The 19,065-nt window shown below is 69.9% G+C and carries 22 protein-coding genes; 9 read left to right on the forward strand and 13 right to left on the reverse strand.

Annotated features, from left to right (window positions below; translation table 11 throughout):
- The 3 genes from E8A12_RS15750 to E8A12_RS15760 all read left to right on the forward strand — a co-directional run.
- Positions 1–890: NAD(P)(+) transhydrogenase (Re/Si-specific) subunit beta (locus E8A12_RS15750; RefSeq protein ID WP_293370495.1), on the forward strand; the 890-nt coding region annotated here is incomplete at its 5' end.
- Between the two features lie 113 nt (positions 891–1,003).
- The gene (locus tag E8A12_RS15755; RefSeq protein WP_293370497.1) at positions 1,004–2,053 is read left to right on the forward strand and encodes an aldo/keto reductase; all 1,050 of its coding nucleotides are present in this window, start codon (positions 1,004–1,006) and stop codon (positions 2,051–2,053) included.
- 5 nt (positions 2,054–2,058) lie between these two features.
- Positions 2,059–2,937 (forward strand): alpha/beta hydrolase, encoded by an 879-nt coding sequence (locus E8A12_RS15760; protein WP_293370499.1) that lies wholly within the window; start codon positions 2,059–2,061, stop codon positions 2,935–2,937.
- On the opposite strand, the gene tilS is transcribed toward E8A12_RS15760, so the two are convergent.
- The 10 genes from tilS to ruvA all read right to left on the reverse strand — a co-directional run bounded on the left by tilS (position 2,934) and on the right by ruvA (position 11,361).
- Entirely contained in the window at positions 2,934–4,121 is a 1,188-nt protein-coding gene (gene tilS / locus E8A12_RS15765) for a tRNA lysidine(34) synthetase TilS (protein WP_293370501.1), read from the reverse strand. The two genes, E8A12_RS15760 and tilS, sit on opposite strands and share 4 nt — an antisense overlap.
- The gene (ybgF, locus tag E8A12_RS15770) at positions 4,112–4,990 is read right to left on the reverse strand and encodes a tol-pal system protein YbgF (RefSeq protein ID WP_293370503.1); all 879 of its coding nucleotides are present in this window, start codon (positions 4,988–4,990) and stop codon (positions 4,112–4,114) included. The genes tilS and ybgF overlap by 10 nt, the downstream gene beginning before the upstream one ends.
- Positions 4,990–5,562 (reverse strand): peptidoglycan-associated lipoprotein Pal, encoded by a 573-nt coding sequence (gene pal / locus E8A12_RS15775; RefSeq protein WP_293370505.1) that lies wholly within the window; start codon positions 5,560–5,562, stop codon positions 4,990–4,992. Before pal ends, ybgF begins: the two co-directional genes overlap by 1 nt.
- 126 nt (positions 5,563–5,688) lie before the next feature.
- Complete coding sequence (gene tolB, locus E8A12_RS15780; protein WP_293370507.1) at positions 5,689–6,996, reverse strand: Tol-Pal system beta propeller repeat protein TolB; 1,308 nt, start codon at positions 6,994–6,996, stop codon at positions 5,689–5,691.
- A complete protein-coding gene (locus tag E8A12_RS15785; RefSeq protein WP_293370509.1) occupies positions 6,996–7,787 on the reverse strand; it encodes an energy transducer TonB in 792 nt (263 codons plus the stop codon). The genes tolB and E8A12_RS15785 overlap by 1 nt, the downstream gene beginning before the upstream one ends.
- Positions 7,784–8,308: a biopolymer transporter ExbD gene (locus tag E8A12_RS15790; protein ID WP_293370511.1), complete on the reverse strand. Its 525-nt coding sequence runs from the start codon at positions 8,306–8,308 to the stop codon at positions 7,784–7,786. The genes E8A12_RS15785 and E8A12_RS15790 overlap by 4 nt, the downstream gene beginning before the upstream one ends.
- A gap of 3 nt (positions 8,309–8,311) precedes the next feature.
- Positions 8,312–9,016, reverse strand: coding sequence for a protein TolQ (gene tolQ / locus E8A12_RS15795; RefSeq protein WP_293370513.1), 705 nt, complete (start codon positions 9,014–9,016; stop codon positions 8,312–8,314).
- Between the two features lie 77 nt (positions 9,017–9,093).
- Positions 9,094–9,552 carry a YbgC/FadM family acyl-CoA thioesterase gene (locus tag E8A12_RS15800; protein WP_293370515.1) on the reverse strand — a complete coding sequence of 153 codons (459 nt, stop codon included), beginning with the start codon at positions 9,550–9,552 and terminating at the stop codon, positions 9,094–9,096.
- On the reverse strand, positions 9,549–10,580 hold the full coding sequence (gene ruvB / locus E8A12_RS15805) for a Holliday junction branch migration DNA helicase RuvB (RefSeq protein WP_293370517.1): 1,032 nt from the start codon (positions 10,578–10,580) through the stop codon (positions 9,549–9,551). Before ruvB ends, E8A12_RS15800 begins: the two co-directional genes overlap by 4 nt.
- Positions 10,581–10,746: 166 nt before the next feature.
- The gene (gene ruvA / locus E8A12_RS15810; protein WP_293370519.1) at positions 10,747–11,361 is read right to left on the reverse strand and encodes a Holliday junction branch migration protein RuvA; all 615 of its coding nucleotides are present in this window, start codon (positions 11,359–11,361) and stop codon (positions 10,747–10,749) included.
- Between the two features lie 267 nt (positions 11,362–11,628).
- On the opposite strand from ruvA, the gene E8A12_RS15815 reads away from it, so the two are divergent.
- Positions 11,629–12,882 (forward strand): MFS transporter, encoded by a 1,254-nt coding sequence (locus E8A12_RS15815; RefSeq protein WP_293370521.1) that lies wholly within the window; start codon positions 11,629–11,631, stop codon positions 12,880–12,882.
- Positions 12,883–12,907: 25 nt separating this feature from the next.
- Here the strand turns inward: E8A12_RS15815 and E8A12_RS15820 are convergent, their stop codons facing one another.
- Positions 12,908–13,033: a hypothetical protein gene (locus E8A12_RS15820; protein WP_293370523.1), complete on the reverse strand. Its 126-nt coding sequence runs from the start codon at positions 13,031–13,033 to the stop codon at positions 12,908–12,910.
- A gap of 129 nt (positions 13,034–13,162) precedes the next feature.
- Between E8A12_RS15820 and E8A12_RS15825 the strand changes: the two genes are divergently transcribed.
- Both E8A12_RS15825 and E8A12_RS15830 read left to right on the forward strand, forming a co-directional pair.
- A complete protein-coding gene (locus tag E8A12_RS15825) occupies positions 13,163–13,486 on the forward strand; it encodes a hypothetical protein (RefSeq protein ID WP_293370525.1) in 324 nt (107 codons plus the stop codon).
- A 93-nt stretch (positions 13,487–13,579) separates the two neighbouring features.
- A complete protein-coding gene (locus E8A12_RS15830; protein ID WP_293370527.1) occupies positions 13,580–13,927 on the forward strand; it encodes a hypothetical protein in 348 nt (115 codons plus the stop codon).
- 108 nt (positions 13,928–14,035) lie between these two features.
- On the opposite strand, the gene ruvC is transcribed toward E8A12_RS15830, so the two are convergent.
- Positions 14,036–14,542: a crossover junction endodeoxyribonuclease RuvC gene (gene ruvC, locus E8A12_RS15835; RefSeq protein ID WP_293370529.1), complete on the reverse strand. Its 507-nt coding sequence runs from the start codon at positions 14,540–14,542 to the stop codon at positions 14,036–14,038.
- Positions 14,543–14,926: 384 nt separating this feature from the next.
- On the opposite strand from ruvC, the gene E8A12_RS15840 reads away from it, so the two are divergent.
- Complete coding sequence (locus E8A12_RS15840; protein ID WP_293370531.1) at positions 14,927–15,496, forward strand: DUF4287 domain-containing protein; 570 nt, start codon at positions 14,927–14,929, stop codon at positions 15,494–15,496.
- 88 nt (positions 15,497–15,584) lie between these two features.
- Positions 15,585–16,625 (forward strand): mechanosensitive ion channel family protein, encoded by a 1,041-nt coding sequence (locus E8A12_RS15845; protein ID WP_293370533.1) that lies wholly within the window; start codon positions 15,585–15,587, stop codon positions 16,623–16,625.
- Here E8A12_RS15845 and E8A12_RS15850 read toward each other — a convergent pair.
- Complete coding sequence (locus tag E8A12_RS15850) at positions 16,567–16,935, reverse strand: EthD domain-containing protein (protein ID WP_293370535.1); 369 nt, start codon at positions 16,933–16,935, stop codon at positions 16,567–16,569. The genes E8A12_RS15845 and E8A12_RS15850 overlap by 59 nt on opposite strands.
- A gap of 131 nt (positions 16,936–17,066) precedes the next feature.
- On the opposite strand from E8A12_RS15850, the gene E8A12_RS15855 reads away from it, so the two are divergent.
- Positions 17,067–18,914: an NF038122 family metalloprotease gene (locus tag E8A12_RS15855; protein ID WP_293370537.1), complete on the forward strand. Its 1,848-nt coding sequence runs from the start codon at positions 17,067–17,069 to the stop codon at positions 18,912–18,914.
- Positions 18,915–19,065 lie beyond the last annotated feature (151 nt).

Genomic DNA, 19,065 nt, shown 5'->3' on the forward strand with positions numbered 1-19,065 from the left:
TGGCGCTGGGCGTCGTCGCCCTGATCGTCGCTCTGGTGATGAGCGGCGGCGCGGCGCTGTGGGCCTTCTGGGGCGTCTTCGCGCTCAGCCTGATCCTCGGCGTGACCCTGATCATCCCGATCGGCGGGGCGGACATGCCGGTCGTGGTCTCGATGCTGAACAGCTACTCCGGCTGGGCGGCGGCGGCGCTGGGCTTCACGCTGGAGAACACCACCCTGATCATCACCGGCGCGCTGGTGGGCTCGTCCGGCGCGATCCTCAGCTACATCATGTGCAAGGCGATGAACCGCGGCTTCATCTCGGTGATCCTGGGCGGCTTCGGGGCGACGGACGCCGCGGCCGGAGCCAGCGGCAAGGTCGAGACCCGGCCGGTGAAGCAGGGCTCCGCCGACGACGCCGCCTTCATCATGAAGAACGCCTCCAAGGTGATCATCGTCCCCGGCTACGGCATGGCGGTCAGCCAGGCGCAGCACGCGCTGCGCGAAATGGCCGACAGGCTGAAGGCCGAAGGCGTCGAGGTGAAGTACGCCATCCACCCGGTGGCGGGCCGCATGCCTGGCCACATGAACGTGCTGCTGGCCGAGGCCAACGTCCCCTACGACGAGGTTTTCGAGCTGGAGGACATCAACGCCGAGTTCCCCACCGCCGACGTGGCCTTCGTGATCGGCGCCAACGACGTTACCAATCCGGCGGCCAAGACCGATCCGGCCAGCCCGATCTACGGCATGCCGATCCTGGACGTAGAGAAGGCGCGCACAGTGCTGTTCGTGAAGCGTGGCATGAGCTCCGGATACGCCGGGGTCGAGAACGAACTGTTCTTCCGTGACAACACCATGATGCTGTTCGGCGACGCCAAGAAGATGGTCGAAGGCATCCTGAAGAGCCTCTAGGCGCCGCTCTCGCGGGCGTTTTTCCGTTTTATTGCGCCGGCGCGGCAGTGCTGACCTTCCCGTGTCACATTGGCCTGACCATATGCGGAGCGTCCTGAAATCGGAGGCGCTCCATGAAGTACAACCAGCTCGGCCGCACGGGACTGTTCGTCTCCGAGATCTGCCTGGGGACCATGACCTTCGGCGGGTCCGAAGACATGGCCATCTGGAAGGCGATCGGCGGGCTGCAACAGAGCGAGGTGGACGGCATTGTCGGCCGGGCCTTGGAAGCCGGAGTCAATTTCTTCGATACGGCGGACGTCTATTCCTTCGGCGAGTCCGAGAAGCTGTTCGGCCAGGCGCTGAAGAACCTGAAGGCCAAACGCTCCGACGTCGTTATCGCCACCAAGGTGTTCGGCGAGATGGGGCCCCGGCCCAACGACAAGGGCGCCAGCCGTGGCCACATCATGGACAGCGTGCACGGCAGCCTGGAGCGCCTGCAGACCGATCACATCGACCTCTACCAGATCCACGGCAACGACACGGTCACGCCCGTAGACGAGACCCTGCGCGCGCTGGACGACCTCGTGAGCCAGGGCCTGGTCCGCTACATCGGCGTCTCCAACTGGGCCGCCTGGAAGATCGCCAAGGCGCTCGGCCTGTCGGAGGCCAAGGGCTACGCCCGCTTCGAGACCCTGCAGGCCTACTACTCCATCGCCGGCCGCGACCTGGAGCGCGAGCTGGTCCCGATGCTGACCGAGGAAAAGCTCGGCCTGATGGTCTGGTCGCCCCTGGCCGGCGGCCTGCTCTCCGGCAAGTTCGGACCCGGCTCGAACAATCCGGAGGGCTCGCGCCGCACCACCTTCGATTTCCCGCCGGTGGACAAGGACCGCGCCTGGAAGTGCGTCGAGGCGATGCGCCAGGTCGGCGATGCGCACGGCGCGTCGGTCGCCCGCGTGGCCCTGGCCTATATCCTCCAGAAAGCCTTCACGATGAGCATCATCATCGGCGCCAAGACGTTGGAACAGCTGGACGACAATCTGGCCGCGGTCGATCTGACGCTGTCGGACGATGAGATGAAGCAGCTGGACGAAGTCTCCGAACTGCCCAGCGAATATCCCGGCTGGATGTTCGCCCGCCAGGGCGGCAACCGGCGGCCCAAGCCCTTCGTCAAGGCGGGCTAGGCCCGATGTCCGTCGCCCTGTCCCTTCCAGTCCCCAAACCGCCGCGCGGCGAGATGGTGAACGTGGGCGGGCGGCGGCTGCGGCTGGTGCGCGCCGGTCCGACCAGCGATCGGCCGACGGTCGTGCTGGAGCACGGCGCCTTCGGCTGCGCCACCGACTGGACGGTGGTGCAGGAGCGGCTGGCGGCCAAGGGGCTTGCCAGCCTGGCCTACGACCGCGCCGGCCTGGGCCACTCCGAACCGGGGCCGAAACCGCGCGACGGAAAATCGATCGTGGCCGACCTGGCGGCGCTGTTGCGCGAGGTGGACGAACCCGGGCCCTATGTGCTGGCCGGCCACTCCATGGGCGGGCTGATGGTCAGGCTCTATGCGCTCACCCACCCCGACCAGGTGTTGGGCGTGGTGCTGGTGGACGCGGTGACCCCGGACGTCATCACCCATCCTATCGGCGGCAAGGGCGTCGACGCCTTCAGCCGCATCCTGGGCTGGACCAGCGAAGGGGCGAAGTACGGCATGATGCGCCCGGTGGCGGCGGTGGCCGGCGACCGCATCGGCCTGCCGCCGGAGGCCTCGGCGGAGAAGCGCCACATCTACGGCCTCGCCTCCCATGCGCACTGGGCGTCGCAGGAAGTGAACGAATGGCGCGCCACCTCCGACCAGGCCCGCGCCGCCGACTTCCCACCGTCCATGCCGATCGCAGTGATCACCGCCGGCGCGCGCACGGTCACGGCGCTGAAGGAGATCCAGTCGGTGCCGGCGCTGGCCTCGCAGAACGGCTACATCGAGCATGTCGCCGGCGCTGGCCACGCCAACCTGCTTGGTCGCCGCTTTGCCGACCCCGTGGTGCGCGGCGTGGAGCACGTGCTGGCCACCGCCCACCGCTAGAGCGGTTCGGCCTCGATCGCCCCGCAGGCCGCCAGCAGGCGGGCGTGCGTCAGGGGGCGGATGGCGAGTTCTGCGCCCTCGTCCCGCGCCATCGGCGAGGCCCCGCGCGGCGCGGCGGCGACGTCCACCGCCCGGCCGCAGGTGACCTCGAAGCGGCCGTCCCAGACCGCCGTCTCGCCGGGGCTCAGGCTGATAGGCGCGAGGCCTCCGCGGGCCGCCTCGCCGGGCTCGCGGCGGAAGCATGCGATACCGCCGCGGGCCTCGATCCGGGCCCCGGAGAGGCTGGAGGTAAAGTCCGCTTCGCCGGCCAGACGGGTTGCCAGCCGCTCGGCCTTGGCGCGCTCCGGCGGCCGGGTGGTTCCCGCCGCGCAGAGGCAGGCGGCGGCGGCGAAGCGGGCGAGGGCCGCGGGCTCGGCGCCGCGCAGAACGGCCCGGTCGATCTCGAACCCAGCCGCCTTGTCCACGCGGACGGCCAGGGCCAGCGCTGTGGCGGACGCGCGGGGTGCGGCGGTCGCCGCCCGCGCGGCGCCGCCCGCCAGGGCCTGCCGCGCGCGAGGTCGGGCGTAGGCCGTGTCCTCGTTGGCCGGGTCGTCGATCCAGGTCTCGCCGCGCGTTGCGAGCCAGGCGCGGATCTCGGCGCGGCGAACGCCCAGCAACGGGCGTAGCAGGAACAGGCCGCGGCCCTGCGGCCAAGCGGGCGAGGGCGACCATTCCCGGGGCTCCGGCGTGCTCGAGCCGGCCTCGCGCATCAGGCGAGCCTCCAGGACGTCATCGGCCGTATGGCCCATCAGCAGGGCCCGCGCGCCCGCCTCGCGCGCGGCGTCGGCCAGGCGGACGTGGCGCGCGGCCCTAGCCGCCGCGGGCAGGCCGGCCGTGGGCTTGTCGCCGGTCCAGGCCAGCGCGTGGAACGCCAGGCCCAGGCGCTCGGCCACAGCGGCGCAGGCCTGTGTCCAGGCGGCGCTTTCCGGCCGAAGCCGGTGGTCGACGGTCAGCACGATCAGCCGCCGGCCCGCGTCCCTGGCCCAGTCGGCGGCGGTCAGCAACAGGGCCAGCGAGTCGCCGCCCCCGGACAGGGCGACCGCGACGGGCCTGGGGTGGCTGCCGAGCAGCCGGCGGTCGAGAACCTCTCCAGCCGTCTGTTCGAGGCCGGACGAGGCGCGCTCGCGATCAGCCGCTACGTGCACTTCGCCTGCAGGCGCACCATCTGCGCCCGAGCGGTGACAGCCGGCGGGGCCTTGGGATATTTGTGGCCGAGCTCGGTCAGGGTCTGGCAGGCGTCGGCCGGCTTCTTCAGCTGCACCAGGGCGCGGCCGAGCTCGACGACGGCGTCGGGCGCCCAGGCGGTCTGGGGCCAGCCGCGGATGGAGCCGATGAAGGCGCTGGCGGCCTTCACGTAGTCGCCCTGCACCGCCAGGGTCTTGCCCCACCAGTAGCGCGCCTCCGGCGTTCTCGGGGTGTCCGGATAAGTGGTGACGAAGTCGCTGAAGGCAGACTGCGCGGCGTCATAGTCACCGCTCAACATCAGTTGGCGCGCCTTGGCGAAGGCCTGATTGGACTCGGCCGCCGCGGTCTTGGGATCGGGCGGCGGCGGGGGCTCGGGCGGACTCGCCTGGGCGACCGCGGCCGCCGTGGCGGCCTTGGCGGCGTCGTCCATCTTCTGCTCGTCGGCGGCGACGCGGTCGCTCAGCGCCTTGACCTGGGCGCGCAGCGCGGTGTTGTCGCGCCGCGACTGGTCGAGCTCGTGGGTCGTCGTCTCCAGCGAGCCGTTAAGCTTGGTCAGCGACTGTTCCAGGTCGCCGATCTTGGTGGCGACGTCGGCCAGGCGCGAGTCGGTGTCGGCCGGCTCGACGACCACCGGCGCCCCGGTCTTCTGGGCCTTGAAGACGATGTCGCGCAGCTCGCGCACCACCTTCTCCATCCGATCAAGTCGCTTGGCGTCCCGGGCGTCCAGCGGGTCGTCCATCGGCGTCTGGGCGAAGGCGATGGCGAACGGGGCGGCGATCAGCGCGATCGCCGCCGTTGCGCCCAGGAGACGCAGGCGTCCGCGCGGCATCATTGCATCCGGGCGCCGCTGACGATGGCGGTGTGGGCGTTACGGTTGTGGCTCTCAGCCACTTCACCCTCGCCGGTGTCGATCGGCTTTTCCTTGCCGTAGGAAACGGTGGTGATGCGGCCGGCGGCGACCCCGTGGGCCACCAGATATTCCCGCACCGCATTGGCGCGCCGCGCGCCGAGTGCGAGGTTGTATTCCTGGGTGCCGCGTTCGTCGGCGTTGCCTTCGATCCGCACCTGCACCGCCGGATAGCGCTTCAGCCACTCGGACTGGGCGTCGAGCAGCGGGGCTGCGTCGGCGCGCACGGCGTACTGGTCGTAATCGAAGTAGACGCGGTCGCCGATGTTGACGGTGAAATCGCGTTCCGATCCGGGCAAGGGCGCCTGGCTCACCGGCTCGCGCGGCGGGGCCGCGGAAGGGCGGCTGGGGCCCGGCGCGGGCGCGGGCGCGGGCGCGGGCGCCGAGGTCGGATAGGCGGGCTTTGGATGGCTTGCGCAGGCCGCGAGCGACAGGGCGGCGCCAGCGATGAGCGTCGCTCGCAGGGCGCTCCCAGTGTTGCGGGTGATAACCATGGAAAGCGTCTCCTTCGAAAGCGCGCCGGGATCCGACCATCGTCGAGGGCGCGAGGCTAAAGAATCGTTCCGTCCGCCTTGCGGCGTAACGCCGGAGCCTCCCCGTGGAAAGGCCCCAAACGGAACTCAGTTCAACAAGGGTGACCAGGCGGGGTCCGAAGCGCCGCCGGGATAGGGCATGGGCTGCAGGATCCGTCCGGTGACGTCGACGCTCCACAGCTTGGTCCCGCCGCCGCCGCCCTCGCGGCTGAACAGCAGGACGCGGCCGTTGGGCGCCCAGGCGGGTCCCTCGTCCAGGTAGCTGGAAGTGAGGATCCGCTCATCGGTGCCGTCGGGTTTCATGATGCCGATATGGAACTCGCCGCCAGTCTGTTTGGTGAAGGCGATGAACTCGCCGGTCGGGCTCCAGACCGGGGTGGTGTAACGGCCCTGGGCGAAACTGATCCGCCGCGGGTTCGAGCCGTCCGCGCCCATGATGTAGAGCTGCGGCGAGCCGGAGCGGTCGGAGTTGAAGACGATCTGGGCGCCGTCCGGCGAAAAGGACGGCGAGGTGTCGATGGCCGGGTCGGCGGTCAGCCGCGACGTCGCATGGTTCTTCAAGTCCATCAGGAAGATGTCGGTGTTGCCGCCGCGCTCGACCGAGAAGGCCACCTTGCTGCCGTCCGGCGAGAAGCGCGGGGCGAACACCATGCCCTTGAAGTCTCCCAGGCTTTCGCGGCGGGTGGTTTCGAGGTTCAAGAGGTAGATCTTCGACCCTTCGGGCCGAAGCTCCATGTAGGTGATCTCCTGGCTGTTGGAGGAGAACCTGGGTGTCATGATCACCGCCGAACCGTCGGTCAGGTAGCTTGGGTTGGCGCCGTCCTGGTCCATGATTGCCAGGCGCTTGGTCTTCGACCCGCGCCCGCCGGTCTCGGCCACGAACACCACACGGGTGTCGAAATAGCCTTTCTCGCCGGTCAGCCGCTCATAGACCGCGTCGCTGATCTTGTGCGCCACGCGCCGCCAGTTCTCCGGGGTGGAGGCCATCTGCTTGCCGTCCAGCTGCTTCTCGGCGAAGACGTCCCAGAGGCGGAAATCCACCTGCAGCCGCGCGCCGACCACGGTCACCTGGCCATTGACCAGGGCCTGGGCGTTGATCTGCTGCCAGGCCGCGAAGCGCGGCTCGATGGCGGTGTTGAGGTCCTTTTCCACGAAGCTCGCCGGGTCGAGCGGCCGGAACAGGCCCGAGCGTTGGAGGTTGGCGCTGATCACCCCGGCGATGTCGGCGCCCACCTGGCCACCGCCGAAGGCGGGGATGGCGATGGGCAGGGGCTGGACGTCGCCGCGGTTGACGTTGACCTCGATGTCGGCGCGGGCGGCGACGGGCGCCAGGAGCGCTGCGGCCGGCAGGCTCGCCAGCGCCGTCAGCAGGGTCCGTTTGGAAAAGGAGGACATCAGGAGCAGGCCTCGCGCGCGTTGAAGTTGACCGCGATCTTATCGCCGTAGAACTCGCGGGGCAGGTTTCTAAACGGGGCGGCGGCATAGACCGCGCTCACCGCCCGCTCGGCGGCGGTGCGGGCGACCGGCGTGGCGGCGCCCTTGATCTGCGGAGTCACGTCGCCGACCACCTGGCCGCCGGCGCCCAGGGTGAAGACCACGCGCACCTGCACGTCGCGGCCGCCCTCGACGTTGCAGTTGGGGTTCCAACGGCGCTGCAACTCGTCGGTGAGGCCGGTGAGCGCGGCTGCGGAGAGCCCGGTTCCCAGGGTCTGGCGGGCCACGGGCGCGGTCTCGGCCTGCGCCGGCCCCTTGGCGGCGGAGGAGGGCTTCGGCGCGGCGGGCTTGGACATCTTCGAGATACTGGCCGACAGCGCGTCGAGGTCGAGACTCTTCTCGGGCTTGGCGGGCGGCGCGGCCTTGGGCAGCGGCTTGGGCGCAGGCGTCGGCGGCAGTGGCTTGGGTTCCGGCCTCGGCGGCGGAGGCGCGGCCTTGGGCGTCGGAACCGGAGCCGCCGCCTGCGGCGGGGCTTCCGGGGCCGGCTCCTCGGTCTGGGCGGCTTGTTCGACGGGCGCCTCCTCGGCTGGGCGGACGTCCATGTCCGGGGCGCGGGAGACGATGGTCACCGGCACCACCGAACCGACCTTCAGGTCGCGGGTGAAGTTCCAAGAAATCAGCAGCGCCACGGCCAGGGTCGCGTGCAGAAGCACCGACCCCAGCATCGCAGGCGAGAGCTCCCGGCGGGTCACGGGGTGTCGGGCCCCCCAGAGACGTTTAGCGGCTTGGGTTGATCCCCCGGCCGGCCGCCCGACGATGGGCCGCCGGTATCAGTGATCAGGTTGATCGAGGTGAAGCCGGAGGTGGAGAGCGCGGCCATCACCTGGGCCACGATGGCGTAGGGGGCCTTGCCGTCGGCGCGGACATAGATGGGCTTGGTGGTGTTAGGGCCGGCGATCTGCTGCAGGCGCGGGGCGAGCGCGCCGAAGGGCACCTCATCCTCCTTGATGAACAGCTGGCCGTCGGCGCGGATGGTCAGCGTCAGCGGCTCGGCCTGGTCCTGCAGGGAGCCGGCCTCGGTCTTCGGCAGCTCCACCGGCACGCCGGCGGTGAGCAGGGGCGCTGAAATCATGAAGACGATGAGAAGGACCAGCATCACGTCGACCAACGGGGTGACGTTGATCTCGGAGAGCGCGCCGCGGCGGCCGCGCCCGCCCCGACGTCGGCGGCCCCGGCCGCCGGCGGCGAAGGCGTCGTTGGCGGAGAGCGCCATGGCCTAGACCCGCTCCGCCAGGCGCCGCTGGATGGCGGTGGAGAGGTCGTCGGCGAAGCCCTCCAGGCGGCCGGCGTACTTGGCCGCGTCAGTCGAGAACTTGTTGTAGGCGATGTAGGCCGGGATCGCCGCGACAAGGCCGATCGCCGTGGCGAACAGGGCCTGGGCGATGGACGGCGCGACGATCGCCAGCGAGGTGTTCTTCTGGATGGCGATCGACTGGAAGGCGTTCATGATACCCCAGACGGTGCCGAACAGCCCTATGAAAGGCGACGCGGTGGCGACGATGGCCAAAGAGCCCAGGCCATCCTCGAGGCGGGCGCTCTCGCGGGCAATGGCGGCGTCGAGGACCCGGTCGATGCGCTGGATCAGGAAGGCGGCCTGGGTGTCGGTGGTCAGGCCCTTGTTGCGGGCGTCGCGCCATTCCCGCAACGCGCCCTGCAGCATTCGCGGCAGCGCGTGGCGCGGCCGCTCGCCGGCTTCGGCGGCGACGTCCTCCAGGCTTTTGCCCGAGGCCACGGCGTCCTCGAAGGTGTTGGCCTGACGGGTGAGCGAGGAGAAGCGGAAGGTCTTGTCGAGGATCACGGTCCAGGACCACAGCGAGGCCGCGCCCAGGCCCAGCATGACCAGTTTCACGACCCAATCGGCCTTCATGAACAGAACGAAGAAGTTGAAGCTCTCCGGCGTGATGGCGGCGGCGGAATCCATGCGAGGCCAGGAGCTCCCAAGACGTGACAGTGAACGGGCGGGGGAAGAGTGGGTCGTGGCGCGTGGCGGTGGCGAACTTATGGCGAAGGCGCAAAAAGCGGCGCCAGCGCCTCGGCCATGCCGGGTGGCGGCTTGCGCGCGCGGCCCTGCAGGTCGATGCAGGCGGCCTCGACGGCGGCGGTGGCGATCAGCTCCTCGCCGCGGGTGATCCGTTGGCTGACGAAGAGGCGCGGTCCGCGGACGCTGTCATAGGTCGTGCGCACCAGCAGCGCGTCGTCGATCCGCGCGGCGCGTTTGAAGTCGACGGTGATGCGGGTGATGGTGAAGGCGGCCGGATCCGGGCGCTCCAGCAGCGCCGAATGGCTGACCCCCACCAGGCGGAAGAAGTCGCTCCGACCACGCTCGAAATAGCGAAGATAGTTGGCGTGATAGACGACGCCGGTGAAGTCGGTGTCCTCATAATAGATGCGCACCGGCAGCTGGTGCTCGCGGCCGACCAGCCCGCCGGCTGAAGGTTCATTCGCCGCGTCGCTCATTCGTCGAACAGGTCCCCGGGCTGCGGCTGGCCGACGCCTTTCGGAGCCAGCAGGCCTAAGTGCGCGTAGGCCTTGGCGCAGGCCATGCGGCCGCGGGGCGTGCGCTGGATGAAACCTTGCTGCAGCAGGAAGGGCTCGATGACGTCCTCGACGGCGTCGCGGGCCTCGGCGATGGCGTAGGCCAGGGTCTCCACGCCCGCGGGGCCGCCGGCGTAGTTCTCGATCAGCGCGCGCAGGTAGCGGCGGTCGAGCGCGTCCAGGCCCATCTCGTCCACGTCCAGGCGGGCCAGGGCGGAGGCCGCGGCGGCGCGGTCGATCAGGTCGACGCCGTCGCTGGCGGCGAAGTCGCGGACCCGGCGCAGCAGGCGGCCGGCGACGCGCGGGGTGCCGCGGGCGCGGGCGGCGATCTCGGCGGCGCCTTCAAGGTGCAGGTTCAGGCCGAGCTTGCCGGCGGCCTGGGTCAGCACCTTCTGCAGCTCCGCCGGGGTGTAGAACTCCAGGCGGATCGGGATGCCGAACCGGTCGCGCAGCGGCGTCGCCAAGAGGCCCGCGCGCGTGGTGGCCGCCACCAGGGTGAAGGGCGCCAGGTCGATGCGGATCGAGCGCGCCGAGGGCCCCTCGCCGATCATCAGGTCCAGCACGTGGTCCTCCATGGCCGGATAGAGGATCTCCTCCACATTGGCGGCCAGCCGGTGGATCTCGTCGATGAACAGGACGTCGTTGGGCTCGAGGTTGGTGAGGATGGCGGCTAGGTCGCCGGCCTTGGCCAGCACTGGGCCTGAAGTGGCGCGGAAATTCACGCCGAGTTCGCGCGCGACGATCTGGGCCATGGTGGTCTTTCCGAGGCCCGGCGGCCCGAACAGCAGCACGTGGTCGAGCGCCTCGCCGCGGCTGCGGGCGCCCTCAATGAACACCCGCAGATTGGCCTTGGCCTGCTCCTGCCCGACGAACTCGGCGAAGGTCTGGGGCCGCAGGGCCTTGTCCGGGCCTTCGAGCGGGGCCGGTTCGCCGGAGACGAGGCGGGTCATGGGCGCACCGATGCTCCCCGTCTGGGGGAGCTGTCAGCAAAGCTGACTGAGGGGGTTTCCGCCACGGCGGCCGCGACAGCCGACATCCGGAGCGCCGGAGAGTAAACCCCCTCAGTCGCTCCGCGACAGCTCCCCCGGAGAGGGCGCATCTGGGCCGTGTCAGCGGTCACCGCCCCAGCTCCTGCAGGGCCGCCTTGATCAGGGCGGGGGCGTCGGTCTCTTCGCCGAGGCGCAGGGAGGCATGTTCGACCACGCGGCGGGCGGCGGGTTCGGCGACGCCCAGGCCCATGAGGGCGGCGACGGCTTCGCCCGTGGCGCTGGGCTTGGCGGGGACCGCGGGTGTCGCCGACGCATGAAAGGCCGCGACCAGGCCGTCGCCGATCGGCTTGTCTTTCAGCTCGGTGACGATGCGCAGCGCCAGCTTCGGGCCCACCCCTTGCGCGCGCGAGACCGCGGCCTGGTCGCCGCGCTGGGCGGCGGACGAGAGTTCGGCCGGCGGCAGGACGTCGAGGACGGCCAGCGCCGCCTTGGGGCCGACGCCCTGGATGGTCTTCAGCATCACGAAGGCGCGGCGCTCGTTGCGGTCGAGGAAGCCGTAGAGGGTCATGCCCGTCTGCTCGCCCCACTGGCTTTCGATGTGCAGGTCGACGGCGCCGCCCAGCGCCGGCATGCGGCCGAGCGTCCGCGAGCCGCAGCGCACGACATAGCCGACGCCGGAGACGTCGATCAGCGCCTCCTCCTCGCCCACCTCGGCGACCAGGCCCCAGAGGCGGCCGATCATGGCCGGTCCCCGGCGCGGCCTGCGGGGCTGCGCCCCTTCGTTGGCCGGGGATGACGGGTTCTAATGTGAATCACGTTCGGCATCTGTTCCGACAATGCCGTAAACCGCGTCGCTCCGCTTGAAAACCGTGAACGCCTTGAGATCGCGCAGGCCCTGATGCGACCCCGGGTTAACCAGCCTCCTCAACCAAGGAGCCCAGGCTTCGGCGAATAGGGCAGTTGGCGCCCGACGATTGCCCGCTAATGTTTTGCGACAGTCGGGGATCAGATGACCGAAGCTCATGCGCCCAAGGCGAGCACGCATCCCGGCGTCTACCTGGTCCTCTATCTGCCCTACGGCATCGTCTCTGGATATGTAAACGTCACGCTGGGCAGGCTGCTGAGCGATGTCGGCGCCACGGTCGAGGCGGTCGCCGTGCTGAGCGGCATGGCCCTGGTGGCCAACACCTGGAAGGTCGCCTGGTCGCCGGTGGTCGACACGACGCTCACCGCCAAGGCCTGGTTCGCCATCGGCCTCGTCGCCACGGCGGCGATCCTCTCCGCCACGTCTTTGCTCCCATTGCGGGTCGACCTGTTGCCGGTGTTCGGCTGGCTGGTGCTCGCCGGAGCGGTGGCGGGCACGGTTACCTCCATCGCCGTGGACCGGCTGATGGCCTTCGACGTGCCCGATCACCTGAAGGGACAGGCGGGCGGCTGGAGCCAGGCGGGCAACCTCGGCGGCGCGGGTCTCGGTGGAGGCGCGGGCCTGTGGCTGGCGACGCATTCCGGACACCCCTGGATCGCCGGAAGCCTGCTGGCGGCGATCTCCCTGGTCTGCATCGCGCCGCTGTTCGGCATGACCGAGCCCGGGCGGGTCGGCGGCGGCAAGACCTATTGGGGCACGCTCAAGGAGATCGGCGTTGACCTTCTGAGCCTGATCAAGACGCGGATCGGCCTGCTCGCCTGCTTCCTGATGCTGCTGCCGATCGGCTCGGGCGGACTGCAGCAGCTCTGGGGCGCCATCGGCAAGGACTGGAACGCCAGCAGCGATCAGGTGGCGCTGGCGGGTGGCGCGCTGTCTGGCCTGGCCAGCATCCCGGGCTGCATCGTCGGCGGCTACATCGCCGACAGGATCGACCGCAAGCGGGCCTACAGCCTGTTCGGGATCGGGCTCTCGGCGGTGGCCATCGCCATGGCGCTCGCGCCGAAGACGCCGATGACCTTCATGCTCTTCTCCTGCCTCTACAACGCCGCCGTGGGGTTCTGCTACGGGGCCTATTCGGCGGTGACGCTGGAGGCCATCGGCAAGGGCGCGGCGGGCACCAAGTTCAACCTGATCTCCTCGCTCTCCAACGTGCCGGTCCTGGTGGTCACCCTGGTGGACGGCTGGGCGGAGACGAGGTTCGGGGCCACGGGGATGCTCTATGTCGAGGCGGCGTTGGGGGTGGCCGGCGTGGTCGTCTACAGCGCCGTGGCGCTGGCCACGCGGGGGCTGAGCTGGGGCGTGCTGTTCGGGCGCGGCAGGATCGCGCCGGCGCCTTGAAGGCCGATGGGGATAAGCCTGAGCCCTAGGTCTGCGGCTTGGGGATGGTGGAGTCCCAGGGCGGGTCGGTGCCGTGCGGGGTATTGTCCATCACGCTCTCGGCGCAAGCGCTGAGCAGGACGGCGGCGGCGATCAGGGCGATCCAGCGCATGACGGTTCCTCTTGGGGATCGCGGCCATAGGACGCCTGGGCCGCGGCGGAATTGGGGCGTCTGTGCGACGGACGGAAACCAAGGCCGCCGGCGCGCTTTATCCGGCGGTCGGGGCTTTTGGAACTTAGAATGATGAAACCCCTTGTTGCTTCCCTGGTCGCCAGCGCCCTGACGCTTAGCGCCTGCGCCGATGGCGGCTATGGCCACCATTTCGGCGGAGGCGGCGGCTTGGCCTATGACGCCTACTACGACGACGCCTATGGCCCCTATGTCGACGGCTACTGGGGCGCCGACGACGTCTTCATGTACCGCCATGAGCGCAACGGCGAGTTCGCCCGCGACGAAGCCCACCACTTCCGCCACGACACCGCCAGCGGCTTCCACGGCGTGCGCACCGCCCGCGCGCCGGCGGCTCCGGCCGCGCCGCGCGCCGCGCCTAGCCGGCCGGGCTAGGCTCGCCGCGCCGCCCGCCGGGCGGTCAGGCGCAACCAATGTCGCCGGGCTCGCTTACCCCTGTGCAGGGTCGCGGGATATTGGAACATCGACATGAAACGCGTCTTGATCGCCGCGGGCTGCGCGCTCGCTGTCGCCGCATGCGCCACCGGCTCCGGACATGGCTACGGCGGCGTGGACCTGGCCTATAACGCCTATTACGACGACGCCTACGGGCCCTACTACGACGGCTACTGGGGCCGCGACGGCGGGTTCTGGTATTCCAGCGGCCGCGGCGCGCCTTACGTGCGGGACAGCGGCCAGCACTTCCAGCGAACCGCGGGCGAAAACACCGGCGCTGCGACCGGCCAGCGCACGGACGCCGAGGCCACCGTCGGCGGTGCTTCGGCGCCGCATGCCTTCCACGGCGTCCACAGCCGTGGCGGGATTCATCGGCACTAGTTCTGAGACGGAGCAAACGTTATCGACGCGGTTGCAGACGGCCCCTCTCCTCCCCCTACGGAGGAGGAGATTGCAGCCTCCGCTGTTCCAGATGAATGTCGATCGGCCCTAGGCCGCGTAGCTGCGCGCGCGGCGCGCATGGGCGTGGGCGATGGCGACGGCGAGCGCATCGGCGGCGTCGGCGGTGGTGTCGCCCGCGGTGGGGAGGAGGCGGCGGATCATGAAGCCGACCTGGACCTTGTCCGCCGCGCCGGTGCCGACCACGGCCTTCTTGACCACGGTGGCGGCGTATTCGGCGACGGTGAGACCGGCGCGCGCCGGGGCGATCAGGCAGCAGGCGCGCGCGTGCCCCAGCTTCAGCGCCGACTGGGCGTTGGTGTTCATGAAGGTCTCCTCCACCGCCGCCTCATGCGGGGCGTGCAGGACGATGACCTCGGCGATGGCGTCGAACAGGATCAGCAGGCGCTCAGCGAAGGGTAGGCTGTCCTTCGGCGCGATGACCCCATGGGCCACGTGGGTCAGCCGAGCGCCGTCCACCGCCACCACGCCCCAGCCAGTGCGGCGCAGGCCCGGGTCGAGGCCGAGGATGCGAAGGGGCTGATTCGGATTGTTCATCGTCTGTTCCAGTGTGACCGAGCCAGAGATGAAGCGGAAGGGTTGATGAAGGGTGAGTGGTTGAGATGCCCGAACCGCCAAGCAGAATGGCCGCCATGAGATTTAAGCTGGAGACTGGGGGTTGGTCTTGGGCGGTGAGTTGAGGTGCTGGCCTCGCCCTTTGTCCGCTCATCCCCGCCTTCGCGGGGATGAGCGGTGAAATGAAATCGCCGACTTTGGTCCTGCGCCGACCTCGTGAGACCATCCGTGAATGCCGCCCAAACCCCGTTTCCGATCCCGGCGCACGCTGGAGCGGCAGGCTCCGCCGCCGGGGCTGCGCCGGGTCTGTCGGGATCGGGCCGGCCGGTGCGTCCTTCGGCGGACGCCCAAGCAGGGAGATGCGCGATGACCTTCCAGGCCTACCTCGACAATATCCGGGCCAAGACCGGCAAGGGGCCGGAGGACTTCAAGGCCCTGGCCGAGGCGCGTGGCCTGCTGGCCCCTGGGGTGAAGGCCGGCGCCGTGGCGGCCTGGCTGAAGGCGGACTTCGACCTGGGCCACGGCCACGCCATGGCGGTGATCGCGAGCTGGCGGCGGGGGCCTGACGGGGCGCGGGCCTCGCCGGACGCGCGGCTGGACAAGCTGTTCTCCGGCGGGCGGGCGGCGTGGCGCAGGGCGTTCGACGACCTGCTGGCGACGGCGCGCGGGTTCGGCGGCGCCGGCGATGTCTCCGCCTCGGCGGCCGACAAATATGTGAGCCTGACGCGCGGCGGGCGGAAGTTCGCGATCGTCCAGCCCGGGGCCAGCTTCGCCGACCTGGGCTTCAAGGTGCCGGGCGCGCCGGCGACGGCGCGGGCCGCGGCGGCGGGGTCGTGGAACCCGATGGTCACCCACCGACTGCGGGTCGCCGAGACCGGCGAGATCGACGCCGAGGTCCTGGCGTGGCTGCGCGCGGCCTATGACGCAGCGGCCTAGGTCCCGAGCGCCGACGGCGCTTTGTGCGGCGCCAAACCGCGCGCCCAGGCGTTGATACGACCCTGACCGACCGCCTCGCGAGGGACCCTTGGCCACGCCCACCCCAACCCTGCCGCCGATCCTGCCGAGCTCGATCCCCACCGATCCGACCCTGCCGCCGTTCGTCAATGACGCGCGCCGGCTCCTGCTGGGCGACGGGGAGTTGATGCGCCACATGGCCGACGCCGCCGGCGGCCTGGCGGTCAATCTGGCGGTGGCGCTGGCGATTTTCCTGGGTACCATGTGGGCGGCGAACTGGGCCTCGCAGCTGACGGCGCATGGCATCGCCAAGGCCCATCGCCACCGCCCCGCTGACACCACCCTGCAGAGCTTCGCGGCCTCCCTGGTGCGCTACCTGGTGATCGTCATAGGGCTGATCGCGGTGCTGCAGCAGCTGGGGGTCAAGGCGACCTCGGTGATCGCCGTGCTGGGCGCGGCGTCCCTGGCCATCGGCCTGGCGCTGCAGGGCGCGCTGGCCAATGTGGCGGCGGGCGTGATGCTGCTGATCCTGCGGCCCTACCGGGTGGGCGACGCGGTGGAGGTGGCTGGCCGGTCCGGGACCGTGCGCGGCCTCGATCTCTTCACCACCCGGCTGGCGAGCGGCGACAATCTCAGCGTCCACGTGCCCAACGCCAAGGCGTTCGGCGACACCATCGTCAACCAGTCCACGCCGGTGGCGCGGCAGGTCACCCTCGATTTCGTGATCGACTATGAGGACGATGTGGACCGGGCGCTGGCGATCCTGCTGGAATGCGCCGCCGCCGAGCCCAGCGTCAGCGACAAGCCCGCGCCCTGGGCCCGGCTGACCGCCATGGGCGAGCGCGGCCTGACGGTGACGCTGCGCGCCTGGTTCACGCCGACGCTGTTCGATAGCGGCCGCTTCGACCTCCTGAAGCGGGTGAAGGACGCGCTGGAGGCCGAGGGCTTCACCTTCCCCTATCCGCAGCAGGTGGCCGTCGAGGCCCGCAAGTTCGAGCCGCCGCGCAGCCGCCGGCGCGGCAAGGCCGCGGCGCGGGCCAAGCCGGCGGCGGTCAGCCGACGACCGGCCGCTCCTCGCTCCACCACAGTGGGCTCTTCGAAAGATCGATGAAGCGGCGTTCGTCCTTCAGCAGGAGCGCGCCCGCGGCCCGGGCCTCGGGCCGCTGGGCGTTGGCGGTCACGGCCGTGAGGCTGTCGAACCAGAGCTCGGCGACGCCGTCGTATTCGGCCGGCGCGGCGCGAGCGGAGCGGATCTCGAGGTTCAAGTCGGCCGGCAGGCTGTGGGTCTGGACGTAGCGACGGATCTGCAACGCTTCGGCGACCGAGGCGACGAGGGGCCCATGGGTGTCGAACCAGTAGGCCTGGAAGGCCTCGCGGCTCAGGTGCGGCAGGCGGATCAGGCAAAAGGTCAGTTTGATCATGTCAGTCCGGAGACCCTGCCGCCATGGTGGGGCCGCAAACCCTGTGATCCTGGCCTGACTGGATTGACAAGGTCCAGCGCTTCCCCGTCACTGGCGCGAGGGACGATGTAGCGTAAAGTTCGAGGCCGAGCATGACCCTGCCCACCGACGCCGTCACCCTGGCTGGGAGCGGTCTGGTTTTCATCAATTCCTACGATCCCAACGTCTCGGCCGCCTATGAGGCGGCGGTGGTCACAGCCGAAAACTTCCTGCAGAGCCACTTCACCAACGCGCTGACGGTTAGCGTGGACTTCAGCTATTCGTCGCTCGGCGCCGGCGTCAGCGGCGAAAACAACTTCAACGAGGTGGACGTCAGCTACACGTCCCTGGCCTCGGCCCTGCGCTCGCATGCGACGACCGCCAATGACTTCGCCTCGGTGAACGGTCTGCCTGCCACCGATCCGTCGAATGGCGTTGGCTTCGCGATCCCTGAGGCTCAGGCCGTGATGTTGGGGCTGGCGCCGCAGACCAACGATGTTGACGACCAGGTGACGCTGAACAGCACGCTCGGCTTCACCTTCGGCCAGGATGCGGTCGGGGTGATTGAGCACGAGATCAGTGAGGGCGTGTTCGGACGAACCTCCAGCCTGGGTTTCGCCGAAACCAAGTGGAACCCGCTGGACCTATTCCGCTTCACCGCCGCGGGGGTGCGCGACTACACGGGCGGATCGGACGGGGTGGCGACCTTCTTCGGCATAGATTCCAGCGACGTCTCGTCACTCCAATACCATAACTCGGTGAGCGCGACGGGGCACTTCGACGGCCAGGACCTGGGCGACTGGGACCAAACGGTGGGCGACGCCTTCGGACCCGGCGGCCCGGGCTCGCCGGGCGTGGTCTCGGCCACCGACCTGCAGGTGCTGGATGTCCTGGGCTGGAACGCAACGCCGTTCACCCCGGCGCCAGACGACTACGCCAATAGCCTGACCGACACGACCCATCCGATCGGCCAGTTGGCCATCGGGGGTTCGATCAGCGCGGCGCTGCAGGAGGCAGGCGACCGCGACTGGTTCGCCGTGCAGTTCCAGGCCGGCGACACCTACACGATCAACGAGGTGGGCAGCTTCGGGGGCGGCGGGACCCTGGCCGACCCCTATCTGCGGTTGCACGATTCGACCGGCGCCCAGGTCGCCTTCGACGACGACATCGTCGATGGGACCGATCCGGATTCGCGGATCGTGTTTGCAGCGACGACCACCGGAACCTTCTACGTCGAGGCCGGCGCCTACGTGGACGGCTACGCCGGCACCTATACGGTCAGCGTCGCCCAGACCGGCGGGGCGGTCGCGCCGACAGGCGGCGGCGAGGTGCTCACCCCTGGGCCGGGCGACAACACGCTGGAAGGCGGGTCTGGCAACGACACGATCACCGGCGGCTCCGGAAACAACTACCTGCGCGGCGAAGCTGGCGACGACAGCATCGTCGGCGGGTCCGGCTTCAACGACATGAACGGCAACATGGGGAATGACACCCTCCATGGCGGGACCGGAAGCAATTGGGTGGTGGGCGGCCAAGGTGATGACTCGCTTGTCGGCGGCGGCGGGTACCAGGACCTAGTGCTGGGCAACCTGGGCAACGACACCCTGCAGGCAGGCTCGCAGGGCGATGTGTTGCGCGGCGGCCAGGGCGATGATTCCATCGTCGGGGGCGCCGGCAATGACTACATCTCCGGAGACCTGGGCAACGATACGGTAAGCGGCGGCGGGGGCGCCGACATCTTCCACGGCTCGGTCTCCATCGGGATGATGAAGGTCCTGGACTTCAACTACGCCCAGGGCGACCGGGTGGAGCTCGACCCTGGCACTTTGTACTCGGTCGCCCAGGTCGGCGCGGACACGGTGATCACGGTGAGTAGCGGCGGCGAGATGGACCTGGTGGGCGTCACCTTCTCGACCCTACCCAGTGACTGGATCTTCCTGGGCACGCTTTCCCACCTCTAGCGAGACGGTCCCAGACAGCAAGAGACCCGCGACCGGGGAGATCGCGGGTCTCGGCGCCCGCCCGGCGGCCGGGGAGCCTGGGCGGGCTGGCTAGAAGGCCGGGGGAGGGCCCTCACACTCCATGTACGCATGGAGATTGCGCTTAGATGCG

Source organism: Phenylobacterium sp., from assembly GCF_004799395.1.
GTDB lineage: Bacteria > Pseudomonadota > Alphaproteobacteria > Caulobacterales > Caulobacteraceae > Phenylobacterium.